The 25,533-nt window shown below is 61.1% G+C and carries 24 protein-coding genes; 6 read left to right on the top strand and 18 right to left on the bottom strand.

Annotation, left to right across the window (positions count from 1 at the left end; genetic code table 11):
* Positions 1–241 precede the first annotated feature (241 nt).
* Genes KM031_RS07770 through KM031_RS07760 form a run of 3 tightly spaced genes read right to left on the bottom strand, consistent with a single transcriptional unit; the run spans position 242 to position 3,178 of the window.
* Complete coding sequence (locus tag KM031_RS07770) at positions 242–2,455, bottom strand: virulence-associated E family protein (RefSeq protein ID WP_215507853.1); 2,214 nt, start codon at positions 2,453–2,455, stop codon at positions 242–244.
* Positions 2,452–2,697 (bottom strand): hypothetical protein, encoded by a 246-nt coding sequence (locus KM031_RS07765; protein WP_050525695.1) that lies wholly within the window; start codon positions 2,695–2,697, stop codon positions 2,452–2,454. Before KM031_RS07765 ends, KM031_RS07770 begins: the two co-directional genes overlap by 4 nt.
* A gap of 25 nt (positions 2,698–2,722) precedes the next feature.
* The gene (locus tag KM031_RS07760) at positions 2,723–3,178 is read right to left on the bottom strand and encodes a MerR family transcriptional regulator (protein ID WP_215507844.1); all 456 of its coding nucleotides are present in this window, start codon (positions 3,176–3,178) and stop codon (positions 2,723–2,725) included.
* A gap of 133 nt (positions 3,179–3,311) precedes the next feature.
* Here KM031_RS07760 and KM031_RS07755 point away from each other — a divergent pair, with 133 nt between their 5' ends.
* The gene (locus tag KM031_RS07755) at positions 3,312–4,415 is read left to right on the top strand and encodes a site-specific integrase (protein ID WP_215507843.1); all 1,104 of its coding nucleotides are present in this window, start codon (positions 3,312–3,314) and stop codon (positions 4,413–4,415) included.
* Between the two features lie 122 nt (positions 4,416–4,537).
* Here the strand turns inward: KM031_RS07755 and KM031_RS07750 are convergent, their stop codons facing one another.
* A complete protein-coding gene (locus KM031_RS07750) occupies positions 4,538–6,244 on the bottom strand; it encodes a hypothetical protein (RefSeq protein ID WP_215507836.1) in 1,707 nt (568 codons plus the stop codon).
* A 917-nt stretch (positions 6,245–7,161) separates the two neighbouring features.
* Here KM031_RS07750 and KM031_RS07745 point away from each other — a divergent pair.
* The 3 genes from KM031_RS07745 (at position 7,162) to KM031_RS07735 (ending at position 9,061) form a co-directional block, all read left to right on the top strand.
* Positions 7,162–7,728 (top strand): thermonuclease family protein, encoded by a 567-nt coding sequence (locus tag KM031_RS07745; RefSeq protein WP_215508069.1) that lies wholly within the window; start codon positions 7,162–7,164, stop codon positions 7,726–7,728.
* Between the two features lie 209 nt (positions 7,729–7,937).
* The gene (locus KM031_RS07740; RefSeq protein ID WP_246567524.1) at positions 7,938–8,243 is read left to right on the top strand and encodes a DUF1153 domain-containing protein; all 306 of its coding nucleotides are present in this window, start codon (positions 7,938–7,940) and stop codon (positions 8,241–8,243) included.
* Complete coding sequence (locus tag KM031_RS07735; RefSeq protein ID WP_260691892.1) at positions 8,240–9,061, top strand: IS3 family transposase; 822 nt, start codon at positions 8,240–8,242, stop codon at positions 9,059–9,061. The genes KM031_RS07740 and KM031_RS07735 overlap by 4 nt, the downstream gene beginning before the upstream one ends.
* Positions 9,062–9,238: 177 nt before the next feature.
* Here KM031_RS07735 and KM031_RS07730 read toward each other — a convergent pair whose 3' ends face one another.
* From KM031_RS07730 to KM031_RS07720, 3 genes are all read right to left on the bottom strand, one after another.
* A complete protein-coding gene (locus KM031_RS07730; protein WP_215507735.1) occupies positions 9,239–9,757 on the bottom strand; it encodes a hypothetical protein in 519 nt (172 codons plus the stop codon).
* Positions 9,758–9,825: 68 nt separating this feature from the next.
* Positions 9,826–11,157, bottom strand: coding sequence for a site-specific DNA-methyltransferase (locus KM031_RS07725; protein WP_215507733.1), 1,332 nt, complete (start codon positions 11,155–11,157; stop codon positions 9,826–9,828).
* A complete protein-coding gene (locus KM031_RS07720) occupies positions 11,154–12,416 on the bottom strand; it encodes a DNA methyltransferase (protein ID WP_215507731.1) in 1,263 nt (420 codons plus the stop codon). Before KM031_RS07720 ends, KM031_RS07725 begins: the two co-directional genes overlap by 4 nt.
* Before the next feature lie 553 nt (positions 12,417–12,969).
* Here KM031_RS07720 and KM031_RS07715 point away from each other — a divergent pair.
* Entirely contained in the window at positions 12,970–15,084 is a 2,115-nt protein-coding gene (locus KM031_RS07715; protein ID WP_215507729.1) for an AIPR family protein, read from the top strand.
* A 133-nt stretch (positions 15,085–15,217) separates the two neighbouring features.
* On the opposite strand, the gene KM031_RS07710 is transcribed toward KM031_RS07715, so the two are convergent.
* The 11 genes from KM031_RS07710 to KM031_RS07660 all read right to left on the bottom strand — a co-directional run bounded on the left by KM031_RS07710 (position 15,218) and on the right by KM031_RS07660 (position 24,303).
* The gene (locus KM031_RS07710; RefSeq protein WP_215507727.1) at positions 15,218–15,658 is read right to left on the bottom strand and encodes an EcoRII N-terminal effector-binding domain-containing protein; all 441 of its coding nucleotides are present in this window, start codon (positions 15,656–15,658) and stop codon (positions 15,218–15,220) included.
* Positions 15,655–17,475: a DEAD/DEAH box helicase gene (locus tag KM031_RS07705; protein WP_215507726.1), complete on the bottom strand. Its 1,821-nt coding sequence runs from the start codon at positions 17,473–17,475 to the stop codon at positions 15,655–15,657. The genes KM031_RS07710 and KM031_RS07705 overlap by 4 nt, the downstream gene beginning before the upstream one ends.
* Positions 17,472–18,308: an HNH endonuclease gene (locus KM031_RS07700; protein ID WP_215507724.1), complete on the bottom strand. Its 837-nt coding sequence runs from the start codon at positions 18,306–18,308 to the stop codon at positions 17,472–17,474. The genes KM031_RS07705 and KM031_RS07700 overlap by 4 nt, the downstream gene beginning before the upstream one ends.
* 1 nt (position 18,309) lies before the next feature.
* Positions 18,310–19,938: an ATP-binding protein gene (locus KM031_RS07695; RefSeq protein WP_215507722.1), complete on the bottom strand. Its 1,629-nt coding sequence runs from the start codon at positions 19,936–19,938 to the stop codon at positions 18,310–18,312.
* Complete coding sequence (locus KM031_RS07690; RefSeq protein WP_246567418.1) at positions 19,935–20,444, bottom strand: very short patch repair endonuclease; 510 nt, start codon at positions 20,442–20,444, stop codon at positions 19,935–19,937. The genes KM031_RS07695 and KM031_RS07690 overlap by 4 nt, the downstream gene beginning before the upstream one ends.
* Positions 20,437–21,510: a DNA (cytosine-5-)-methyltransferase gene (gene dcm, locus KM031_RS07685; RefSeq protein WP_215507721.1), complete on the bottom strand. Its 1,074-nt coding sequence runs from the start codon at positions 21,508–21,510 to the stop codon at positions 20,437–20,439. The genes KM031_RS07690 and dcm overlap by 8 nt, the downstream gene beginning before the upstream one ends.
* A gap of 247 nt (positions 21,511–21,757) precedes the next feature.
* Positions 21,758–22,426, bottom strand: a complete 669-nt coding sequence (locus KM031_RS07680; RefSeq protein ID WP_215507719.1) for a hypothetical protein — start codon at positions 22,424–22,426, stop codon at positions 21,758–21,760.
* Complete coding sequence (locus KM031_RS07675; protein WP_215507717.1) at positions 22,423–23,430, bottom strand: helix-turn-helix domain-containing protein; 1,008 nt, start codon at positions 23,428–23,430, stop codon at positions 22,423–22,425. Before KM031_RS07675 ends, KM031_RS07680 begins: the two co-directional genes overlap by 4 nt.
* Positions 23,427–23,822 (bottom strand): VRR-NUC domain-containing protein, encoded by a 396-nt coding sequence (locus tag KM031_RS07670; RefSeq protein WP_215507715.1) that lies wholly within the window; start codon positions 23,820–23,822, stop codon positions 23,427–23,429. The genes KM031_RS07675 and KM031_RS07670 overlap by 4 nt, the downstream gene beginning before the upstream one ends.
* Complete coding sequence (locus KM031_RS07665; protein WP_215507713.1) at positions 23,819–24,058, bottom strand: hypothetical protein; 240 nt, start codon at positions 24,056–24,058, stop codon at positions 23,819–23,821. The genes KM031_RS07670 and KM031_RS07665 overlap by 4 nt, the downstream gene beginning before the upstream one ends.
* Positions 24,055–24,303, bottom strand: coding sequence for a helix-turn-helix transcriptional regulator (locus KM031_RS07660; protein ID WP_074556286.1), 249 nt, complete (start codon positions 24,301–24,303; stop codon positions 24,055–24,057). Before KM031_RS07660 ends, KM031_RS07665 begins: the two co-directional genes overlap by 4 nt.
* Positions 24,304–24,973: 670 nt before the next feature.
* Here KM031_RS07660 and KM031_RS07655 point away from each other — a divergent pair.
* Positions 24,974–25,531: a hypothetical protein gene (locus KM031_RS07655; RefSeq protein ID WP_260692127.1), complete on the top strand. Its 558-nt coding sequence runs from the start codon at positions 24,974–24,976 to the stop codon at positions 25,529–25,531.
* Positions 25,532–25,533: the final 2 nt, after the last annotated feature.

The raw sequence follows: 25,533 nt of genomic DNA, 5'->3' as shown, positions 1-25,533 counted from the left end.
GGTCCGGGTTTGAGTGCGCTGCAACCCGCTGGAATCGTTGAGTGGGTCCGGGTGGTCCGGGTGGGTCCGGGTCTGTTCGCTACCTTTTCGTAGCGCATGCGTTGATCACATCCTGACAAGATTTCTGCAAAAGACCCGGACCACCCGGACCCACCCGGACCCAGCACTGATTTTGTTGAAGAATTTGAGAAGTGCAGACCCGGACCCAACCCGGACCCAAAGCTGACAGACCCGGCCCCATTCATCCCTCCTGCTCCTTGTCGAGGCTGTCGCGCCGATACCGACGTTCGCGTTGGGCGCCATCGCCGTGGCCACCGACGCGGGCGCGGAACTGGCGGAAGCCCATGCTGGTCAGGGTGCGCACGACGCGGTTCTGATCTGCCTGCGCCCAGCGCCCCCGTTCCATGCCCAGTGCTTTCTCAAGGATCTCCGCGACGGACACACCATCCTGCTGTCCTGCGGTGTGTTCGAGATAGCGGCGGATCGGATCGTCCCATGCATCGCCTTGGTATCGGTCTGCCTGCTGCTCTGCAGCCAGCGCTTCGAGGCGTTGATCGTCCAGCCACCAAGGGTCGCCAGCGCGAAACCGCAGGCAGGCCTCGGCCCAAAGTTGGTCGCGGTCCTGTTCAAGGGCAGAGATGTCGATGGCGCCACAGGCAACGGGCCAGAACCGGCGGCCGCCGGTGGCATCTTTCAGATAGCCGCCCTCTGGATTGACGCTGCCCGCAAACACGCATTGGCGCGGCAGGTCCACCAATCGCTTGCCATATGGGGGGCGGAAGCGGTCAGTGGTTCGGCTGATGAAAGCTTTGATGGTGCCCACCTCGGCGCGGGTCATCGTGTCCAGTTCGGCAATCTCGATGATCCAGACGCTTCGCATCTCCATTGCAGCATCCTTGCTGCCGAGGTCGGACAAGCGATCGGTAAACCATGGATGGCCCATGATCTGCAGGGCGCTGGACTTCTTGATCCCCTGCGGGCCTTCCAGGATAAGGGCACAATCCACTTTCGCGCCGGGGCGATAAATGCGCGCCACTGCTGAAATCAACCACCGTGCGCCAACAGCGCGGGCGTACGCGCTGTCCGTTGCCCCGAGATAGGTCGAAAGCCAGGCGTCGATCCGCTTCATGCCGTCCCAGCGGATCGCGTCGAGATATTCCCGGACGGGATGGCACAGCCGGTCACGCGCAACCGCCTCCACCGCCTGACCGGCGATGGAGGCAGGCACCAGGATGCCTTGGTGTTGGAGCCAGTCAGCGACCAGCAGGTCATCGCGGTCTGACCACTCTGTATCGTGCCATTTGCCATTGCCTGTGACCCATGGTGGCGGTTTGCGTGCGACAGTGGTGGCGGCAAATTCGTCATGCCAGAGCACGCCCCTCCATTCAGGCGCTGTACGCAAGGCCAGGATCGCATTGGCAAGAATGGGACGAGGTTCGCCCTCCCGGTTGGTCAGAAGGTCAAGGTGCCAGTCGCTAGCCTTGGCTTCAGAAGCATTGGAAAGATTGATCAGATCACGGACGGCCTGCTCTCCATTGGCGCGCAGCACATCGTTGAAATCCGAGCCCTCGGGCGGATCCGCAACAGCAACGCAATGGCCCCGACCGCGAAGCAACGTGACGGCATTCTGGCGCTGATGATGGGCCTTGCTGCCTGGTGCATCGCCGTCGCCTGCGATCACGACGAGGTTGCCAGAGGGCACGGGTGCCCGCGCGATATTGGCGATACCGAGACAGGCCCAAGTCTCCCGTCCAGTGGCCTGCCAGATGGAAAGAGCGTTCTCGACGCCTTCGCACAGGATCAGTGGTCCGGTGCCGGGCAAGCGCACGGCGGCGCGTTCCGACCAGCCATCGACGGCTTTGTTGGTTCGCTTGACGACCTTCACCGGAGCCTTTTGTCCGTCATCGGTGAGATAGACCTGTTGCACCGCCAAGGCCTTACCGACCTCGTCTGTCGCCAGCGCCACCAGCGCGCCATGCTTTCCTGCGGCAAACCGACGAAACCGGATGCAGTCGGGTGGCGTGACGGTGATACCGCGGTTGCGCAGGTAGGTCTCTGCCGGAGTTGCCGCGATACCCTCCAGACAAGCGATGATCTCGGCCACGGCCTTCTTGCTGTCCATGGTGCTCGGTGCCGCAGCCGCTGTTTGGGGCGGCCGTTGTTGAATGTCGCCGATCCAGTCGCGCGCCCAGCGCCGGGCCTCTGCATCGGACAGGCCTTTGTGGTGCCGGATCAACTCCAGCCCATCGCCGCCGACGCCCGCCTCGTGGTCATACCAACGCCCAGCGCGTGGCCCTGCGATCTCGATGGCCACGCTGCCCTTGGTACCGTAGCGAAGCTGGCATTTTGTCGAGTAGCCCGGATTGGGATCGCCCATCAGCGACTGCGCCAGATCGGCCATGCGTTTGTTGACGCGTGCAGCCAGGTCGGCGACCGAGGCTGGGTTGCTGATCAAAGATCACGCTCCTGCGCCTCGATCCACTCGATCAGCTTGCTTTTGCGGGCGCAGATGACATTGCCGATCCTGAACACCGGCATCCGCACCTTGGCGTCGCTGGCGTAGTAATAGACCTTGCGGCGGTGGCGCACGTTGCCAAACACAAAGATCGCGATGGCCTCGGCACCATGCAGCAGGTCGTCGGCAAGCGTTGGGCAAGCGTCTGCGGTCGCAGGAGTGCCCCGCGTTTGAATGTTCATGGCTGTCTCCGTTATGGCTGGGTGGTCAGTCGGCGCTGAGGGCTTTTGTGACCCGCCGCTCGATGTCGTTCAGGTTCACGACCGCAAAAGAGCGAACCTCTGGATCGGCCGCAATCTCCGGAAGACGCTGGGGCGAGATGATCTTCGACGCAGGGGCGGGAATATCCGAGTCCATGAATGCTGCGTCTTCCTGCGACGAAAGCCGGATCGGGCCTTCGTAGATCACCAGCAAGGCGTCGCCATCGGCAACCCCGTGCAGATTGCCAATGTGCGGCGCGACCCGCGCAGGCTCAAACCCAAGACGTGCGAAGTCCACGATGGCGCCCAGCGCGATAGCGTCCCGCATGGTGAAAATCCGGGCTTTGCCACGTTCGCACTCGTTTTGCGGAACAAGGTAGCCGCGCGAAATCCAGGCGTCGATTTGGTACCGGCCAATATTGAAGGCGTCGGCCAGCTTCTGGATGGTAATGTCTTGTGCCACTTCACTATCCTTTGACAGTACGTTTGATGTGTGGATATATGGCATCTAACGTACTGTCAATACTAGTGGGAATGTTCGGCAAACGCCTTTCTTCCCATGGGTTTCTGGTCCTTGGGATGGGAGTGGGGGAAAGATGGCGACCATTCGCAAACGGACGCTGCCTTCGGGACTGGTTCGGTGGCAGGTGGACTTCACCGACCAGGCTGGAAAGCGGCGGTCCAAGCTGTTCCCGCGCCGCAAGGATGCGGACGTCTATCTGGTCAAGGTTCGCTCTCTGGTCGCCAACCACACCTATCTGGCCGACAGCGACAGCACGACGGTGGCCGATGCCGCGAAGGCTTGGCTCGATCATTGCGAGGTGCGTTGCAAGACCGGGCGGCGGATGGAGCGGTCCACCCTGCGCGGTTACAGCGACTATGTGCGGCTGCACCTGACCGCGCCGGTGGTCGGGATCGGGGACAAGCTGATCGCTCACCTGACCCGCCGCCACGTCAACGAACTGCGTGACCGACTGCTGCTGAATGGCCGGTCCGAACACCTGACCCGTCGCGCGATTTCCGTGCTAAAGCTGATCCTCGATCATGCCATCGACAACGGCCAGTTGTTCACCAATGCGGCGCACGGGGTGCGGGTGATCAAGTCCAGCAGGATCGAGCATAAGGCCCCGGTGCCATCCAAAGAAGCGATCCGTGCGCTGATCGAGGCGGCGGACGAGGGTTTCAAACCGCATCTGATCGTCTCGGCGCTGGGCGGTCTGCGCGCTTCAGAACTGCGGGGCCTGCGCTGGCAGGACGTGGATTTCGACAAGGGCTTCCTGCACATCCGCCAGCGCGCCGACGCCTACAACCAGATGGGCGAGCCGAAATCGCGGGCGGGGTTCCGTGACATCCCGGCAGGCCCGATGGTGCTGAACGCCCTGCGCCGCTGGAAACTGCGCTGCCCGAAAAGCGAGTTGGGGCTGGTTTTCCCCGCACCGCAGGGCGGAATCCTGCAGCACACTCGCACGCAGGACCGGTTTAGGAAGCTGCAGGAAAAGGTCGAGGTGACGATGCGCTGGCACGACCTGCGCCATTTCGCCGTGTCGCTGTGGATCGAGCAGGGCTTCTCGATCAAGGAGATCATGACCTTCGCCGGCCATTCCTCCATCCAGATGACCATGGAACGCTACGGCCACCTTTTCCCCTCGCCCGACCACCAAAAGGCAATGGCCATGGTCGAGGCGAAGCTGCTGGGGTAACGAGTGTCCCCGGCCTCACGCAGCAGTTTTAAATGGTGGTCAAGCGCGACATGCTTGGGCATGTCGTGCAGTATCTTGGACCGATACATTAGCGAAAGGAATGTCGAGCGCTTTCGGAAGCATTATGCGTTGGGTAAAGTAAGGACTATCTGCTTAAATGCAGAGCGTGTCCGGCCAGCAAGGTCACGAAAATGATTGCGCAGTGTGCCGTGCGCTTTCCTCGCAGCGGCCACCACAGCAACTCGCCCGCTAGTATCACCGTGCGCTTTCGCTGGATTCCTCAACAAATGAAGCTCTCGAAGAGGGGAAACTAGGTCCCTGGCCTCCTCAGCAGTCCGCCCAGTCAGGGAAAGTGCAGTCTCAAGTAGCTTGAGCGATCCCCAGTCCTTCTCAAACGATCCCCCATTGGCCTTTATGATTTCTCTGAGGGGCTTGGGCAGAAACCCTTCGACAATCATATGATCCAACGCCAATACTTCATTCCCCCACTCATCAGCCGAGTCTGTTGCGGGATAAAGGACCTTTTCTATTAAAGGCCTGCCGCGAATTTGCCACCAAGTTGGAGGGGTTTGGTCAAGTCTCTCGATCTGGGCTTTCAACTCTCCCAAGGGCTCGTCATCATCGGAAAACTGCCCAAGAATATCGGTCTGATGAGCGCGCTTCGATATATTCTCTTTTGGCCACTCATTGAATGCTTGCCAGTAAATTTGCTCCTCATATGGTAAGCGCGCCAAGTACCCAATATATGTGTGAACCTGGCCGGCATCATTGATGTCATATGTCTTGAGATGCCAAGAGTTACGACAGCTGATACTCCGATCTTCGATCGTATACTTTTCTTGGTCTGCTTTATATCTCTGTAGAACTTCGGCACGAAAGAAGGCTGGCGATATTTCCCATGGCAGTTCGGATTCCGTAAAGTAGTTAACAATGTACTCGGGGCCGCACGAGGTCTCAACTAGGGCATTATTCTTTCGATCAATGATCTTGAATGCCGCATACTTTCTATTCGTCTCATCTTCTTCGGCTTTCCACTCATCCACCAAGTCGTCGGGAGTCAACTTGGTTCGGAGGATAATGTGACCATGTGCATAACTCGCATACGTCGGCAGAATGCGATACCGATAATACAAATCTTTGGCTTCAAAAGATTGTTCTGCTGCACCGTCCCAAGACGAAAAGCCGCTTGGCACAAATCTTGTGAAGTCGAATCTTGCAACCAATGACATGCCTGAGAGCGCCATGTAGGTTGCCAAATCGTGCCGCCGTATCGATACGGCGCGGATGCTCTTCCAAGGATCATGATCCTTGTCAGTGTGAACACAAATCACATCCTCCAAGTCTCCTTTACTATTAATTCTACAGTATGCGCTACGCTCGTCGACAAAATGCACACCCAACGAATGAACCAGCTTCTGGCTAATCTCGATTGGCGGCTCGTACGACTTCATCCCCTCGAACCCACGAATAAAGACTAGCTTTTCACCTCCGACAAGTGACTTGCAGCCGGGATGACTTAACGGTGGCTCGAGATAGACACGGTGGCCTTCGCCCCCGCCATAGGACTTCTGAATGCACCACGAGTCGTCAGGCGTAAGGTGGGAATTTGACAGGTCGTTGTGATCAGGAGGGCTTACTGATGAATTGGGTGCCAGAACTGAGTGGACCCAGAAGTGTGGTCCAGACGCGTAAAGAAGAATCTCATCGTCTTTGAGCAGGTTGTCTTTTAGAAATTCGACGCTCGCAGTTGCGCCCTCGAGCCATGCTGGTCGATCAGTGTTGGGGATACGTGCTAAATCTGACAATGCAATTCGAAGGCTTGAGATCATTTGTCGCTCGCATAAAGGGTTCTGTGCTTGAGCAATGATAGCACCCGAGCAGTCACTCAGGTAGCCACTGCTTGAGTATCGGTTGGTTCAGGCCCGGGGATCCAGACGATGCGTGCAGTATTTTTGAAAGCCCCGTCACTTTTCACAGACAGGGCGCTTGATGAACCCGCTGTGCGACTGTCTCCATCCACTTCTAGAACTTGGTCCGAGCCACGTATGCCACAGCGAAGCGGCAGCGAACGACCCCTTCGTCCAAAGTTCCTTTCGATCATTTGCTCCCATCGCCCGACCACCCGCAGTGTATGACCATGGTCGAGGCGAAGTTGCTCGGTAGATCGGCATACCGTTTTCTCACAACGGTTTGCGGCAGTTCCGTGCGACACGACGCCGACGTTTCGACCTAGAAAATCGCCTAACAAGCTGAAATAACGGAGCTATTCTGGACGCAGAGGTGACCCTCATAACCTGAAGGTCACAGGTTCAAATCCTGTCCCCGCAACCAAATTTAGACAAACATATCAAATACATGCACGGCGCCCCATGGGGCGGCCTTCTGCATTCTGGAAGCATGGTGCTACAACGGTGCTACGGCAGAGAACAATCTCGCGTACCCAACAGCGCACCGCCCCCCCACCACAGCGCCACCTCGAACACCGCAGAAGGGCAGGGGGCAGCGCGGGGGCCAAGTGAAGTCTTTCCTCTCCAGACCAGCGCAGTATCGCAAGCCGACGGCGTGACCACAGATGACAGGCAAATGCTGCGCAGCCTCTCACGGCTGGCAGGGCGCCCTGGGAGCGACACTTCTGCAAGAGCGCAGCGTTTGATGGTCTCTGGCCGTGAGGGGGCAGCAGATTGGGCTTGCTGGCGCCAATGTCAGCGGACAAACTGCACGCGAGGGTTGTTGGATTTGGCGTGAAATGGGTTTGCTTCGTCTGCTGTTGAAACTCTTTGCGCCCAAGCGCCAAAGGTATCGTTATAGGCGCTCAGCCCGTAGCTATCACCCGATCCCAGCGCCGGTCCCTCATCCTCCAAACGAACCATTGCGGCAGGTTGAGGAACAGCTTGGGCAACAGATCATCCGGGGGCACTGTTGGGTCGTTGATGGCGACACCATCGTCATCAACAAGGTGAATATCCGCCTCGCCGGAATCGACGCGCCGGAGCTGGATCACCCCTACGGCCAACTAGCCAAACGTGCGTTGATGGCCCTTTGTCGCGGGCAGGTGGTAACAGCCGTTACAGATGGTAGCTCATCTTATGAACGGGCTGTGGCAACCTGCACCCTCGAAGATGGACGGGACTTGTCGGCGGAAATGGTGAAATGCGGCTTCGCTCTGGACTGGGGCAAGTTCTCAGGCGGACGATACCGCCACCTCGAAGCCGATGGCCTCCACAAGAAGCTCTGGCGTGTCGAAGCAAAGCATAGGGGCCGTATGCTGCCACCAGATACAGCGCAGAAGCGGGGCGGTAACACTGAACTGTGAGGGCCGACTAAGACGTGAATATACTGGTATTTAACAAGAGGTCGGAGAATTATTTTTCTGTCAACCAATTTGAGTGGCGGATCTTCTGGCTGTGGATAATAATATTTATTAGTTATTATAATTAATTGTGATTAAATTAATGTAGATCTGTATTGACCCACTGAATTCCTGCTCATGCTACAAGGGAGAAGGTAGCGATGAGTGTGACCATGGACGACAGCATCAAACGCTGGACGGCGAAGCGTAAAACCGCGCTGGTGATTGAGATCATTCAGGGCAAGACCACGGTGGCGGAGGCCAGCCGGTCCTTCGACCTTTCGCCCTCCGAAATTGAGGGTTGGGTTGAAGACGCGAAGCGGGGGATGGAGAATTCCCTGCGGGCGAACCCGCTCGACATCCGCGAGCAATACGAGAAGCAGCTGAAGGACCTGCAGGAGGCTTACGGCGAGGCCATGCTGGAGTTGCGCGCCCGAAAAAAATTCCAGGCCCTGCTGGATGCGGCGGACGACAAATGATCCAGAGCATCCATCAGGGCCTTCTCGCTGAGGGCATCAAGGTGCCGCTGACCAGGCTCTGCGCCTGGTTTGGCGTGCCCCGCCGGACGGTCTATTACCGGCCAACCAAGGCGGTTCCGAAGGTCGATCCGCGTTTCGCTGAGCCGATCAAGGCCATGATCGAGCAGGAACCGTCCTTTGGCTACAGGACGGTGGCCTGGCTGCTCGGCTTCAACAAAAACACAGTGCAGCGTGTCTTTCAGCTCAAAGGCTGGCAGGTGCGCAAGCGGCCCATTGGCATGCGTCCCCGCATCGAAGCCGTCCCGTCCGTGGCCCAGGCCCCGAACGAACGCTGGTCGACCGACATGTGCCGGGTCTGGGCGGGGCGAGATGGCTGGGCCACGCTGGCCCTGGTCATCGACTGCCACACCCGCGAGCTGTTGGGCTGGCATCTGTCGCGATCCGGCAAGGCCACCACCGCCGCCAGCGCGTTGGAGCATGCCCTGATCACCAGGTTCGGCACCTTGGGCCGGGTCACGCAGGAGTTCCTGCTGAGGTCGGACAACGGGCTGGTTTTTACCAGTCGCAAGTTCACGGCGCTGGTCCGCAGCTACGGGTTGAAGCAGGAGTTCATCACGCCCCACTGCCCGCAACAGAACGGCATGGTCGAGCGCGTGATCCGAACACTGAAAGAGCAATGCGTCCATCGCCAACGCTTCGACAGCATCCAGCATGCAACACGCGCTATCGGCGACTGGATCAGCTTCTACAACAACCACCGCCCGCATCAGGCGCTTGCCATGCGCACGCCTGCCGAGGCATTCAGATTAGCGGCTTAACCTGAGCAGATTCAGATGGGTCGATACAGGTGTAGATCCCACCCGGCTCCGGCTCGCCCACATTGTCATCGAACCACGCCCTACCTTCGTCCGAGATCGGACGCAGGACGACGATGGTCCCGTGATCGCTGATTTCGATGTGCTGCCAGCCTTCGGACATAAGGCAAGGCTAGGCGGTCAAGGCAGATGGTTCAACCGGATCCCGACATAGGCGCTTTCGGCCTTTCGGGGATCCTTTTGCCTGGCCGCATCGCTCAACGCCCCAATGGCCCAGACCATATGGGAGAGGATGCGCATCACCTGCTCCAGGTCGGAATGTGCGTGCTTGCGCGTCTCGCCGTTCAGTTCCGTCTCCAGATGTGCGTCCCCACGATTGCCAAATGGGTCGGCCGTGATGCCGACCAGGCCGTGGGTGACGCGGTTCCTCAGTTCCAGCGCCATCACGAGGCGGGCGCGCACCTCGGTGAGAAGTTCGCGATGTTCGGGGCGTTCGTCACAGACGGCGGCTTGCAGGCTTTCCCAACGCGCGATCTTCTGCGCCAAGGTATGCGGCGCGACCCTGCTTGTCCCGTCGTCCAGTTGTTCGATGCGCTTGGTGATCTCACGTTCGATGGACGACCAAAGAAAAAGAAGCGAGCCGACATTCGCCTTCATTTCTACGAAGGAGACAGGATTGATGGCGTGGTCATCTTCCATTTACAGGTCAGCTTCGAATTCCGTTTGCACCAAATCTCTTTATAGGCCAAGCCCTCGAAAGTTGAAAGCTAATCGCCTTGGATGCGGTTCGCCTTCCTCCCGGTCGCCATCTCCCACCGCCGCACGACAACGTCGCAGTAGACCGGGTCCAGCTCCACCGCGGAGCAGCGCCGCCCGGTGCGTTCCGCAGCGATCAGCTGGGTGCCGGAGCCGCAGAAGGGTTCGAACACCAGGTCGTCGGGATCGGTGAAGGCCTCCAGCACAGCCTCGACCAGCGCCACGGGGAACACGGCCGGGTGCGATCCTGCCGCGCCAAGCCCGCCCTTGTGGCGCATGATGCGGAACACGCTGTCCGGGATGCGGTGGCTCTGGATCGCGTTGCCGGTGCCGGTCTTGCGATGGACCGTGCCGTCGGCCCCACGCAGGCCGCCGCCACCGAGGGTTTCGCCCGCGTGCTTGCTCTCGACCGTCTTGTTCGGCTTCCGCGGCTGGCGGTTGAAGTGGAAGATGAACTCGTGCGAGGGGGCCAGCCGCCCGTTCCAGTCGCCGGGCAGGCCGGGCCCCTGGTCCCAGACATACCAGCCGAAGCGCCGCCAGCCCTGCGCGCGCATCCAGTCGACCCAGCCCTCCCAATAGGGGATCCACTCGCCGTCACGGTGAACAAGGCCGAGGTTGACCAGCAGTTGGGCATCGGCGGTGACGGGCGCCGCGGCGAAGACGCCCTGCATCAGCGCATCCCAATCGCCGACCTTCTCCTTCGCCGCGCCATAGTCGCGCTGCTGCGCGTAGGGCGGCGAGGTGAACAGGAGCGAGGCCTGCGCCCTTTCCATCAGACGCGCCACCACGGCCGGGTCGGTTGCATCGCCGCAGATCAGGCGATGATCGCCCAGCGCCCAGATGTCGCCGGGGCGGGTGATCGGCTCGGTCGGGGCCTCGGGGATGGAGTCGGCGGTGTCATCGTCAATCGGTGCGCGGTCGTCGGCATCGTGCAGCAGCGCGTCCAGCTCCTCCTCGGGGATGCCGATCAGCCCGAGGTCGAAATCCTCGGCCATCAGCCCGCGCAGTTCCTCGAGCAGGAGTGCCTCGTCCCATCCGCCTAGTTCGGTCAGCTTGTTGTCGGCGATGCGATAAGCACGACGTTGCGCCTCGGTCAGGTGGCCGAGCACGATGACCGGCGCCTCCGCCAGCCCGAGCTGTGCCGAGGCCAGGACGCGGCCATGGCCCGCGATCAATTCGCCGTCGGCCGCGACGAGGCAGGGAACGGTCCATCCGAATTCGGCCATGCTGGCGGCGATCTTTGCCACCTGATCGGCATCGTGGGTTTTCGCATTGCGAGCATAGGGGCGAAGGCGCGCAAGCGGCCAGTGTTCGATCCGACCGGGCAGGAGGGGCGCGTTCATGCCGCGAGCCGCTTCGCCTTGAGGGCGGCGAAGGTCTCGCCGGTTTCCGCCAGAACGGCCTCCAGTCCGGTGAAGGACTGCCAGCGCTCGATGGCGACATCGACATAGGCCGGGTTCAACTCGATCCCGAAGCAGACCCGCCCTGTGGTTTCGGCCGCGATCAGCGTGGTGCCGGATCCCATGAAGGGTTCATAGACCGCCTGGCCGGGGCTCGAGTTGTTCAGGATCGGCCGCCGCATGCATTCGACCGGCTTCTGCGTGCCGTGGACCGTATCGGCATCCTGATCCCGGTTGGCGATCTGCCACAGCGTCGTCTGCTTGCGGTCCCCCGCCCAGTGACCCTTGCCCTTGGCGCGCACCGCATACCAGCAGGGTTCATGCTGCCAGTGGTAATCGCCCCGGCTGAGCACCAGCCGGTCCTTGGCCCAGATGATCTGCGACCGGATGGCGAAACCCGCGGCCACCAGGCTCTCGGCCACTGTCGCGGCATGCAGCGCGCCGTGCCAGACATAGGCGACGTCGCCGGGAAACAGCGCCCAAGCCTCGCGCCAGTCGGCCCGGTCGTCGTTCAGCACCTTACCTGTGCGTTTCGTCTTGGCCGCGCCAGCCTGATTGCGCCAGGAGGGATCGTATTCGACGCCATAGGGCGGGTCGGTCACCATCAGCAGGGGGCGGACATCACCGAGCAGCCGCCCAACGACATCGGCCGCAGTGCTGTCGCCGCAGATCAAACGATGCGCGCCCAGCTGCCAGAGGTCGCACGGCACCGACACTGGCGTGACCGGAAGTTCGGGCACATCGTCCTCGCCCTCGACCGGACCACCGTCGCCCAGCGCGTCGGGATCCCGCAGCAGCGCGTCAAGCTCATCGTCGCTGATGCCAAGCAGCGTCAGGTCGAAATCCTCGGCCAGCAGCCCCGCAATCTCGTCGCGCAGCAGGGCTTCGTCCCATTCGCCGAGCTCCGTCAGCTTGTTGTCGGCGATCCGGTAGGCTCGGCGTTCCGCCTCGTCGAGGTGGCTGAGCCGGATCACCGGCACCTCGGTCAACCCGAGCATGGTCGCAGCCAGCACCCGTCCATGGCCCGCGATCAGCTCGCCGTCGTCTGCCACCATGCAGGGGACGGTCCAGCCGAACTTGGCCATGCTGGCGGCGATCTTGGCCACCTGGTCGTCGCCGTGCATCTTGGCATTGCGGGCATAGGGGCGCAGCCGGGCAATCGGCCAAGATTCAACCTGGCTCGGCGCGAAGACGAGGTCCATTGGATGGGGCTCGGGATGTGGGGGAGGGGAAATGAAAAGCGCCCGCGAGGGGGTTCCTCCGGGCGCAATTCTTCGATGATCAAGGGGTAGGTCAATGGGGGCAGGTCTGTCAACCAGAAAAATGAAGCGGATTCAACAGCTTCTAACGAATTGGCTTTTCGGGGTGGCTTCCGGCCACCTGGCTTCCCCGAAGGTGGCTTCCCTGGCTTCCCGCCGGGAATCCACCCCGGCCAGATCGTGATTCCGCAAGCCGCTGATCTGACTGAAGATTTCCGGCGTCAGCGCGCAAGGTGGCTTCCGCCTGGCTTCCCCGGTGAAACTGCCTCACGCTAGCGAGCCGCCGCGCTGCGCCCCCCCGCATACGTTCGGGGCCGGGGAGGAACCAGAGGAGGGGGGCGGTCGTACCTGATAAGACCCAAGATCAGCACGACCTGAAAGGACACGGCCCCAAGGGGAAACAGCATTGCGTCGGCGTTGCCTCCACGCGTAGGCTATTGTCGCGTGCGGAGCTAGAACCCGCGCCTTTTCTGTGCCTTGCGCTTCGGAGCCCCGTTTGAACCAGCTTGTCGAATTCAACCAAGATCTTGTTGCCGAGCTGCGGGAAGAGTGTGCGGAAACTGACCTGCCACTCGAGGACGTCGCATTCGAACGGCTCTGCGAAACCCTGGAAGCCGAAGGCGAGATCGAGACGTCCGACAGATGTGCTTATCGAGGGGCTGCATCCGGAAAGTCCCTTCGGATCGATGGCCATGGGGGTGACCCCAGAGAAACCGATGGCATCCTCAGCGTCATTGTCTGCGAAGTCTTCGACGACGAACAGCCGCCGACTTTGAACGCAGCCGACGCCAAAAGGCTCTTTGGCCACTTGATCAATTTCGTCGCAGCCGCACGTCGGGGGGAGTTTCGGGACCAACTGCACATCGAATCACCCGAATTCGGCGTTGCTACGATGATCGCCGAGTCATGGTCATGCGTGACCAAGGTCAAATTGATCCTTGTCACGAACGCGATCTACAGCGCCCGGACAGATGCCGTCGTCGCTGGAAGTATTTCCGACATCCCCGTGACCTATAACATCTGGGACCTGACACGTCTGCACCGGGTTGAAACCACAGGCTCCAAGGAAAAGATCGTCGTCAAGTTTGCCGAAGACTTCGGCGGAGGCCTTCCAGCCCTTCGAGCTTCGGGTCCTGAGGCGGAACTGCCATCCTATCTGGCTGTCATCCGCGGCAAACAGCTGGCTGACATTTATGACAAGTGGGGCGCACGACTGCTGGAGTCGAACATCCGCAGTTTCATTCAGGCGCGCCGAAAGTCGGTCAACGAAGGGATCCGGGACACCATCAAGGGTGAACCCGAGATGTTCTTCAGCTACAATAACGGGCTGTCCGCGACCGCAGACGCTGTCGACATCGAGATGGACGGGGCAGGTGTCCGCATCCTTTCGGCGAAAAACCTGCAGATCGTCAACGGTGGCCAGACGACCGCTTCGCTGCATTCCGCATTGAAGCACAGCCCCGAGAACCTGGACCGCGTCCATGTGCAGATCAAACTGACGGTAGTGCCTTCCGAAAGTTCTGAGCAAGTCGTACCGAACATCTCGAAGTATGCGAACAGCCAAAACAAGGTCAGTGCCGCCGATTTTTTCTCGAACCACCCATTCCACATGCGGATGGAAGGATACTCGCGCCGTGTATCCGCGCCTCCAGCGCCGGGCATGAACCGGCAGACCAAATGGTTCTACGAAAGGGCGCGGGGACAGTACCAAGTGGAGCAGGCGAAGCTGGGAGGGGCCGATCGGAAACGTTTCGATTCCGAACATCCGAAGGCCCAGCTCTTCGCCAAGACGGACCTTGCCAAAGTCGAACTTTCGTTCCGGATGAAACCGGACACCGTGAGCAAGGGGGCGCAGAAGAACTTCGCAGCCTTCGCATCGGAGATAGGAGAAGCGTGGGCGGCCAGTGACAGGAAGTATGACGAGACCTGGTTCAAACGCCTCGTCGCCAAGGTGATCATATTCCGCGCCCTCGAGAAGGCTGTCCCACGACAGGAGTGGTACCCGGGCGGTTACAGGGCCAACATCGTAACCTATGGCATTGCGAAGCTGGTCTATGACGTCGAAGAGAGCGGGAAGGTGCTGGATCTTGATCGGGTCTGGAATGACCAGTCCGTTCCGGAAACGTTGATGCAATGCTTCCTCATGGCCTGCGAGGCCGCGGCCGACGTGATCACCGCTACGGACAGCGGCATCCGCAATATCTCAGAATGGGCGAAGAAACAGGGATGCTGGTCTTCTGTCGCACGTGCCGAGGTTGACTACGATGGCGGACTTGAGGACTTCCTCATAGAGCCTCAGGACGCTAGAGCGGCCGAACGTGACGGTCGCCGTGAAGAAGCGATGATTTCCGGGATTGAGGCACAGTCAAAGGTGATTACGCTTGGCAGCGCCTTCTGGGGAAGGTTGCGTGAGTGGACCTCTGCTAGCCGTTCATTCTCAATGAAGGACGACGGCATCTTGAAGGCCTGCAGCCAGCAGGAGCGCCGCTTGCCGTCCGAGCGGCAATGCATTCTCGCCATTGAAATCCTCGGCCGTGCCCGCGAAGAGGGCTATGTCGACGATGAGGAGACACCCAGAATCAGGATATCCGGCAAAGTGCGGTCCCATTGAGGTCGGGCTGCGGCGGCACCGTTGTGTGAATCACGCCGTCGCCTTTCACTGTGAACAAGGGGCGACGCGCTCACAACCGCCCCCGGCCGCCCTTTGAACCTTCGCTCGACGATTACCGCGGTGGAAGCTTCATTCAGTGGACCCGCCGCCAACCGGTCGTCAGTCTGATCCTGACTGGGGCGTCATCCTCTGAGGCGTCGGAGCAGCCGCCTATCGGGATCACCCTGATTTTGTACCGCGCAGCCCCTTCCGCCTTCGAAATCTCGAAGGTATCGCCCGCGTTGGCCATTTCCTCCCTGAGAAACTTGGTCAGATAGGTGATCCGATATTCGTTTCGTGTGCCTTTGGGCACGTGCATTCGGTTGTTGTAGTACACGAAGCGAAGGCGCAGAACCTGACCGCTTGGCGTCTCGCAGTCGATCCACGCCGAAGGGTTCAAGGTTGCCGGATCAAGCTTGGGCAAGAAGGCGAGAAGCTCGCCATCACCCTTCGGCACCAGAATGCCCCCCATGTGGCCACCTGTCGTTCCGACGTCATTGGCGCTGAGGGTCTTGATGAAGGTTTTGATCGTCATGGCTTTACCGGGCTGATGGCGAGGGCGCGCCTAATGTCCTGTGCGTCCCGGCTGGAAACCGGGACGGTTTCGTTGGCAAGGTCGCTCTTCCAGGCGGAGCGTTCGATCATCACCTCCTCGACCGTGTCCTTATAGAAGAGGCGGTAGACCGTGACTGGTTCGGTTTGGCCACGCCGATGCGCCCTCGCGCTCGCCTGAGCTTCGAGGGCAGGGTTCCAGACTGGGGTGAAATGGACCACGACGGTTGCTGCCGTGATGTTCAGGCCCGCCCCTGCCGCCTTCGGATTCAGGATCAGGCATGCGGCACCATCTTGGGCTGAGAATTCGTCGATGATGGTCTGGCGGTCCTCCTGCGGGGTCGATCCGTTGATCGCTCCCCAATACGTTTCGGCAAAGTCTTTGCAGGCAGCCCGGATCAGGTCACCGATCCGATTGAACAGGGCAAAGACGATAACCTTCCGGCCATTCGCAAATGCCTCCCGAAGGAGTTCGACAGTTCGGTCGAGCTTCGGCGTAAGCAGCGGAAGTTCCTCACGGGCAACGATCTTGGCGTCGTCCCAGTCGACCAGCGCCGCATCCGGAGTCCTGAGCCAAGGATGCGCGCAGACCAGCTGAAGCTGCAGGGTCGCAACGAGGGCGCCCGCGACCGGATACTTTTCCAGCGTAGCCTCGCGGACGTTGTCGTAATGCCGAGCCAGACGGTCATCGAGTTCCAACGGCAGATCGATGTCGATTCGATCTGGAAGATCAGCGGCGACATCACGCACTCGCCTTTTCAGGATGATTGGATCGGTCAGGTTGCCCAGCGCCTGTCCGGCCTCGAGCGTGTCGGGGAACTCGACTTCGAAGACGGTTCTGTCCCCGAGCATGCCCGGGATTGCGAAATCGGCCAACGACCACAAATCCATCAGGGTATTCTCGACCGGTGTGCCGGTCATGGGGATCGACTTGCGGCGAGGGATCGTCACGATTGCCTGCCGACGGTTGGAGTGGGGGTTCTTGATGGCCTGAGCCTCGTCGCAGATAACCCAGGCCCATTCAAAGGACGAGAAGATCGAGATGTCGTTCACCATCGTCTCGTAGGTGGTGATCACCACAGATGCGACCTGTAGGTCACGATAGATTCCGGCACGATGGGCTCCCCTGTGAACCATCAGCGAAAGGCTGGGCGCGAACTTGCCGAACTCGCGCACCCAGTTCGCGATGAGGCTGGTCGGGCAAACGATCAGGGCCGGTGCGGTGTTCTCCGGTGGATCCATCAGCAGGAGTGCAATGATCTGAAGCGTCTTGCCGAGACCCATCTCGTCCGCAAGGATCAAGCCGCCAGTCTTGTTGACCGTTTCCCACATCCATCGGACGCCCCGTGCCTGGTAGGGGAAGAGGTCGGCGTGTAGACCGGGGATGTGGATCTCGGGCGGCAAATCCTCGGCGGTGATCTTGCCCGAGTGCAAGAGATCGGGTGCGGCCTCGATTTCGAAGCCCTCGGGCGGCGATCGCAGCAGCCTGATCGCCGTGGCGTATGAAATGTCGTCCGGGGCTTCGGCACCAAGGCATTTTGCGACCAATCCCGGAGCGTCCTTGGGCAAGGGGCGTAGGATTGCGCCGTCCGCAATCCAAGCATGCGAAATCGACGGCGCCTCGATCAGCCGAACTTCCCCACGAACCATTCGCTTGCCGCACAGCGCCACGGACATCTTTCCGGATACCCGGGAGAGGATCGCTACCGGCTCAACTACCCGCTCAGAGACTGAAAATCCTTCAGGAACCTTTGCGAGCAGAGCGTCGAAATCTCGAGGCAGGGCAGCAAGGTTGCTCATCGGACGGCCGCCTCGTCCACGTGCGGTGACATGAACGCCCGCAATTCCGAAATGGAGTAGGGTATCGGGCGTCTCGTATGCACGGCGCGGTGGCAGTTGGGACAGAGCGGTGCCAGATCGATCGCCGGATCGTATGCGCGGGGCGCAGCCAGAAGGGACAAGGCCTCGAGATGGTGGACTTCAATGATGCTCCCGGCTTCGCCGTATGCCGACCTCGGCTCGATGCCGCAGCATGCGCATTTCTCTCCGTGCAGCCGTATACAGAGGAGGCGGTTTCGAGGGTTCCGTTCACGTCGCCGGATTGTCGAAACTAGGATCGCGCCCTCATGGGTGTGCGCACCCTCTTTTTCCTCCTCCTCGATAACGTCATAGCCTATGAGTTCCGCCATTGCGGCCATTAATGGCACGATCACGTCCCGGCACACTTTGGCAACTGCCTCGTCCTGATCGTCTGGCAAACCCCGGGCTGTTGCTGTGATCTTGAAAGCTCCGGAATCCACAGTCCAATCATCCCTGCTTTGGCCCGAAAGTTGGAGATCCACCGCTGGACTGATCGACGCCACCAAGGCGCGTGCCAAACCGACGTCCTCTGCGTCTGCGGCCAGTATCTGGCGGACGATCCCTCCCGCAAACTTCCCGAAGCCGAGCGCTACCCGATATCCCCGGATCCCGTAGGGACGCAGCTCAGCAATCGGGCCGTGGCGCTCGTCCAAATCGGCGAACCAGAGTCGCAGGCCGGTCCTGGTGCCGCTTTGGTCGACCGCCATGCCGATCGCGGCGCCGGTTCCCGCCTCCAGCTCCCTTTGGATGATGTCCTGCCGATCGGAGATCATCTCATTCCTCGTCGTCCTCGGTCAGTTCCGCGGGTTCGGGATCCGGCATGTGCCGCAGCAACTTGCGGAGGTTGGCCGAAATTTCTTCTCGGATATCCTCGAAGACGGGTTCGAGCTCGGGATCGGTGTTGTTCTGCTCGGCCATTGCGAAAGCGTAGAGCAGAAGGTCCATCCCCTCGACCGCGTAGCCGTTGGCGGCGGCGCGCTGGTAGATCTTCTGATAAAAGTCGTGGTGCTTGTTGAGCTGAACGCCCGGTACATGGTCCGCGCTTCCCGCGCTGCGATAAGCGGGTTCCCAGAGATGGCCATTTGTTATCGTTGTAACTGCTTCGACGTGAATGCTGTCAGGGCTGACGAAATTCTGGACTGGCGCCTTGATCCTGATCTTCGGGCCGCGGTTGTTGCTGATTTCGGCAGTTTGGGTGCGTACGTCCGCAGCAGTCACTTGGGGTTTCGTAGTGTTTGGCGTGCCCGCGATATTCTTGTTCGCGCTGCTGTGGTCGACGGTCTTCTTTTGGTTGGCGTCGTCTCGGCTTTCGCGGCGATAGCGAGCTCCAGCTTCGCGATAGACCGGTTGAAGCAGTTTGCGCAGGCCGTCCTCAAGGTCTGGATGGAATAGGATCCGTGATTTCTTAACATCGATCCGGAAGGCCTCGTCCAACTGGTGGCCGAAATCGAACTCGATTCTGAGCAGCGAAGTGTGCGGTTCCGGCGCACCGAACACATCCATCCAGCCACCGTCCTGAATTAGGCGGCCCTCGCGATAGACATAGAAGCCTTGCGCCCTGTTCGAAATCCGCGCGAACTCGGCCTCCTCCTCCTTGGTCATGTCGCGGCGGTGCGGAAGGATCCACGCCTTCATTTCGGCGACTTCTTCGCTCCCGTCGAAGAGTTCGACGACGACCTTCTGTTTGTTCGGGGCAAGCACTTGCTCGGAACGTTCTGGATAGAAAGGGTTCCATGGCTTCACCGGAGTTCCGTTGATCCGGATCACCACGTTCCTTTCCCGGCTGTCATTTTCATCGAGGAACCGATGAAAAACGAGGGAAAGGTGCTTGCTCAGGGCCTCGGACATCCGCTTGACAGCGGCCTGTTCCTTTGTGCCTGGCGTGTATTCCTTCGAAAGCAACCGGTCGCAGTTTTCCCAAATGACAAGCGTACCCGTTGGACCACAATACTCGTCGAACATCTCGTTCTGATCCGCCGTTACCGGCTCGGCCAACATTTCCCATACGTTACGCTGTTCGACGTGCTCCAGGTCCCATGTAAGCTTCGCCAAGGGTTGGTCCTCAGACCGACGAGAGATCACGCTGTAGCGCTTGCAAACCGAGCTGGAAGCGGTCTTGAGGCCCAGGCCGAATTTTCCAAGGCTCTTTGCGTCCGGGCGCCTGTCCGCACCGTACCGCATGGCGTTCCGGACTTCCTCTTGGTTCATCCCGTGACCATCGTCACCGAAATAGACGACCTTCCGTCCGTCATGCAGGAGCTGGATTTCGATGTTGATGTTCTCTGCGCCTGCTGCGATCGAGTTGTCGATGATGTCCGCAGCCGCGGTCTTGACGTTGTAGCCGGTGTCGCGCAGGCCATAAATCAGCCGCGATGCGTTCGGGTCGTTGATAAGGTCGTTCATCTTCGTGTTTCCTGCTCGCCGGATGAAATTCCGGACCTCGTAGGCCTGTTGGTCGACAGGCCATCCGATGACAATTCTGCACTTGTTTCAGTGCCCTGCAACCATGTGGCGATGATGCTGATCAAATTGTCCACCTGAAACGACCGCGTCGCACATTCCCAGACGACTAGAACCCGCCAGCCGTAGCCCAGCAGCGCTTCGATCGCGCGTGTGTCCCGCACCCGGTTGGCTTCGATCTTTGCGTACCAGAATTCTGGCCGGGTCTTGGGAATACGAAAATGCTTGCAGTCAGCGTGACCGTGCCAAAAGCAGCCGTTGACGAAGATAGCGCACCTGTGCTTCCGCATGACGATGTCCGGACAACCCGGGAGGGAACGGACGTGCAACCTGAACCGGAAGCCGTTGGCGTGAAGGGCCTTGCGCAGGACCAGTTCCGGCTTGGTATCCGCCGAACGGACACGCGCCATAATCTGTGATCTTGTCAGGGGCGCCTTCTTGTCAGCCAACACGTTCCCTTCGCGACCGGATGGCAACCGTGTTGGTTAACCAAGGAGCCATCGCTTCGGCGATCGCAACCGAAACGGGTGCCGCAACGGCGTTGCCGAACTGCCGATATGCTTGGGTGTCACTTACCGGGATCTTCCAAGGGTCGTTGGAGCCGGGACGGTCGAATCCCATGAGACGCGCGCATTCCCGCGGGGTCAGACGGCGTGGGTTCTTTCCTGGCTGCTTGACCAAGATTTCAGACCCATCCTTGTGATACCGGGCGCTGAGTGTGCGGGCCACGTTCTCGGGGCCGACCAGCCCGAAACCGAACCCGTTGCCTGCTCTGCGATGCTTCTCGGCATATCGCTGCAGGTACGACCAGAGGCCATCAGTCAGCGTGTAACGGTCGTTCACCTTGCCGAAGCTGCCCGTCGTGTAACGCCCATCTGCGGCCTCCGACCCGTCCTCTGGGTGGAGGATCGATGCGAGGGTCGGGTTGGGCCCCGACGGAACGAACACATCATTGAAAGAGAAGGTCGTCTTGTAGTCTCTCCGGAACCCGGAAATGAAAATTCGCTCACGATGCTGCGGCACCCAAGAACGGGCATCGATCACACGGTAGTCGACCTCGTACCCGAGTTCGTCCAAGGCATGCAGTATGACCCGCATGGTGTTGCCTTTGTCATGGCTGAGCAGGTTCTTGACGTTCTCGAGCAAGAAGGCGCGGGGGTGGTGATGGCGCAAGATCCGGACGACGTCGAAGAACAGGGTCCCCTGCGTCTCGTCCGCGAACCCATGAGCTCGACCGAGCGAGTTCTTCTTGCTGACGCCAGCCAAAGAGAACGGCTGGCAGGGAAATCCGGCTAGAAGCAGATCATGTTCAGGAATGTCCGTTGCGGCAACCTGCGTGATGTCACCGGCGATTGCATGGTCGCTTCCAAAGTTGGCGCGATAGGTCTCCTGAGAATACTTGTTCATCTCGCAGGTGAAGACGCACTGTCCGCCAATTGCATCGAAGCCACGCCGGAGGCCCCCGATTCCAGCGAACAAATCGATGAACTTGAAGGGTGCTTCGGAGTGTTCCATGAATGCTTCCTGCTCGCTTGTCGCCACAATATCCTGGGCCTTGGGATCAAGCCATCAGCTGATGCTATGCTAGGCAGCCGTCGCTGTCGATGGGTTGAGCGCTACCGCAAGGTCCGCGATCATGATGTTCTATCGCTGGTTCATTAACAGATCGGTTCGAAAACGGCCTCGTCTTCGGTTCGGAGACACCCGACCCGCCGAGACATGCCCGGGTCCTGGTCGGACACCAGATCGTTTGGCAAAGTCCTCAAGCCCACGGCCTGATTTTCGGCATCGCAGTCGTCACCTCGAGCTCTCGCAGCATCCCGCCCGCGATCAGCCCGTCCCGTACCCAGCCCAGCGCACAGCACCAGTCGTCATAGCCGCGCCGGGCGGCTTCGATCTGTTGGGGGTGGGGGGAGAAGGTGACCGGGCAGGCCAAGATGTCGATGGTCTTCCACATGGCGCGTGCGTTCGCGCCACGCACGCGGATGCGCTCGCTGCCGACGACGATTGTGCCCGCATGGCTGCCATGCTGGTTCTGCTTGACGAGGGTGGGCACGCAGCGCGGGACGGCGCCCGGCATCCAGTCCGGGGTCAGCCCGGCGCGGGCCAGTTCGGCGACGCGGATCGCCATGCGCTTGCCGCCGAGGCTGCCGGGGATCCCGGCGACGGTGGCGGCGATGACCTCGGCGTCCTCGTGGGTGTAGCCGCCGATCTTGTGCTGGCCGCCGTCGATCTTGCAGCCTAGCACGGCACGCTGCAGCAGGACGTATTCCAGGCCGAAACCGAAGCCTTCCTCGGTGACGTCCGGGGGCAGCGGCAGTTCCAGCTGCGCCTGTTCGATCCTGAACGCCCATTCCAGCGCAGCCTGCACGCTCAATGCGCGTTTGACGGATCGACTGCCCGCACGGGAGATCGTTCGCTGCAGGGTCATCGAACACCTCGCTCGCGCAGACGTTCTGCTGTCACCAGCCCCCGGGCGAGCATGGCGTCGCGCATCGTGTTGCTGATCGCGCTGACCGGCAGGTAGCGGTCGGAGTTGACCAGATCGGCGTAGAAGGCGGGCAGGTCCGTGATGGGTTTCGCGGCCGGGGCAGGGGCCGCCTTGGGTTTTCGGCGCTTCCAGCCCGCATCCTCGACCTTGCGCTGGGCGGTCCTTTGCATGGCGCGGTCCAGTGCCTTCGGCCCATCGGGCGGTTCGGGGTGCTCCTCGCGGCTGGCCTCGGCCGCAGCGATGATCTCCGCCTCGGTCAGGCCCAGTTCGTCGCGCCAGCGCTGGACGTGCAGCCGGGGCGGCCAGCCTTGCCACCAGCCGGGCAGGGCGGCGGGGTCGAGGCCCAGCGCTGCCAGCAGGTCTCCGAAAACCTCATCGGAAATCGCTTTGCGCGCCTGCGCGCCCTCCTCCTCCTTTACTGGTTTACTTAGAGGTTCCCTTACAGGGTTAGTGTCCGAAATCCGGACACGGCTTTCGGCATTTTCCGGACACGGCTCAGCCGAAATATCGGACACGGCTTCCGCCGCATTCCCGTGTCCGAATTCCGGACACGGCATGCCATCGGCGGCGGCATCGACGCCACAACCATCGGCACCGTCGAGGCTTTCCGCGCCACCATCCTCCCCGTGTCCGATTTCCGGACACGGGACCACAGCCACAGGTGTGAAGCCAGGCTCGAACCCCAGGATGTAGCGGGTGGGCAGCTGGCGCTTGGTCACAGGGTCGAGCCGCGGCACGCGCCGCAGCAGGCCGACGGCTTCCAGCTGACCAAGGTGATCGTTCAGCGTGGATCGGCTGATCTCGCAGTCATGCGCCAGCCGGTCTTGCGAGGGGAAGCAGCCGTAATCCGGGTTGAACCGGTCGCAGAGGTGCCAGAGCACGATCTTGGTCGTGGGCTTCAAGCCGCGCTGCTTGATGGCCCAGTTGGTGGCCTCGTGGCTCATGGTGCGGCCCTCCGCGGGGAAGGGGCGATGCGCGTGGTGAAGCCGTGATCGGCAAGCGCACCCAGCGCGTCGTCGATCGAGCGCACGAGGGCCCAGCCAAAGCCCTGCGCCTGCACCGCATCGCGGAACGCCTCCTGCTCCGGCCGCAGCCGCCCCTTCGGCGCCTTCAGTTCGAGGAACAGGACGCGGCCGTCGCAGAGCACGATCAGGTCGGCGAACCCGGCATGGACGCCCATGCCGACAAGGATCGCCTGGCGCTTGGCCCCGCGGGGCCCAGCCTCCGTCACCTCGTTGGCGCAGTGATGGATGATGGCGGTGCGGGGCAAAGCGATGCGCAGCGCCTGCACCACGGCACGCTGCAGATCGGCCTCGGGGGTGCCACGGCGCATCATCGCGCGGCCCTCCCCTGGTCTTCGCGCTGGGCACGCCGTACCGGCCGCCGCGCGTCGATCACCACCAGCAGCCGCCGGGCATCAGCACGCTCGCCCGGGGTCTCGCCATGCTGGACAAGCACATTGCAGGCGAGCCGGATCAGGAGATCGCTGTGATGCGCGACGTCGGCGATTACAGCGCGGGCCTCGGCCACGCGGTCAGCGGGCCATGCGGAACTGCGGGGCTGGATGGTCATGACCGCCCCCGCGTCTTGCGCACCGGATGGGCCTGTTCCTGCGCGCGGATCCACTCCTGAATGGCGGCGCGGCGGTAGAAGGTCTTTCGACCTATGCGTGTGCAGGGCGGCCCCTGGCGGCGGGCTTCCCACCGGGATAGCGTGTCGGCCGTCAGGCCCAGCGCGCGGGCCAACTGCTCCCGGCTGATCCAGTCGGCCAGCAGGTCCGGGATGTCCTCGTCGGGATCGGTCTGAATGTCCTTCATCGGCTGCTCCATTCGCGTGGCACCCCTCTGGCGGGGGTCGGTTCAGCGAAGCAGAGCGCGAGGACCGGAAGACAGGCAGAAGGTGGAATTGTAGACCGCCTACCTATTCCGCCCCTTGTTTCATTGGATTTTCTTGGCTCCTGCCAGTCGGAGCCACCCAAGGCAGATACCTCCGCCCCCGTCATCCAAGGCGGTTCCGGGCGGCGATGCATGCGCGTGCATCACCGTTCCCCACGGGGAGGGCGGTTTGACCGTCCTTCGGACGGATTCGCCGCTATTGAGGGGAGCGGAATTGCCGGAATGGGGCGTTCCGGTCAGGTTCCGCAGGCGCTCGACGATATCCACATGTTCTTTCTTTGTTCGAGGCGGGCATCACAGGTTTGTGGTTGCGTGCTCGCCTTCTGGGTGCGTAGATTAACGGCTGAGCAGTCCATAAGAATCGAAAAGACGAACGCAGTCGGATGCGCACGCCGGTCACGGTGTGCCTCTGGCATACAGGCGGTTTTCCTCGACGACATGCTCTGAACCCTGAGTCAGCCCGCGTGCTCGGCACGGCGGGTCATTTGTAACCTGCATGCCGACGGCCCTGGCCGAAGGATGCCGCATGTCTGAAAGGAGTTTCCCAATGCCTCTGCCGCCTGTCGCATTCTTCTCGATCTAGGAAATCGCCGTGCGCTGGGGTTGCCCTCCGGCCGATGTGGCGGGCTGGGCGGCGGCGGGGCATCTGCATGTGGTGGCAGGCATTCCTCCGGTCGTCTGCGGTGACGAAACGGTGGCTGGTATGGTTCAGGTGCCGATGGCGGAACTGATGGGCATGTTCCGGAGGATGGGCCCGAGCGACGAACAGGCCAGGCTCAGGCGGGTCATGCCGCTCGGCAGCAAGACCTGGCTCAAGATCACCGATCCGGCCGAGGGGGTGCTGGTCCGGTCCTCCGATCTGCTGCTGGACTCCGGAACACTGCAGGCCTTCGAGGAAGAGCGGGATCTGCTTCGGCGCCCGGCTTCCACCATCGGGGCCAGCCCGCGCTACGATTGGGACGCGATGTATGCTTGGCTGACGTGGTTCCTGTTCGAAAAGGGGGTGCCCGACACCCAGACCGCGCTGGTCTCGCTGGTGCAGGAGTGGTTCGTCCAGAATTCGAAGTCGGGCGAGGTGCCGGATGAAAGCACAATCCGCAAGCGGCTGTCCTCGCTGTGGCGCAGGTTGCGCGGCGAGGATGCCGCGTAGGG

This window comes from Gemmobacter fulvus (assembly GCF_018798885.1).
GTDB lineage: Bacteria > Pseudomonadota > Alphaproteobacteria > Rhodobacterales > Rhodobacteraceae > Gemmobacter > Gemmobacter fulvus.
Note: the sequence above shows the minus strand (reverse complement) of the source record. Positions and strands in the feature narration are given on the sequence as shown.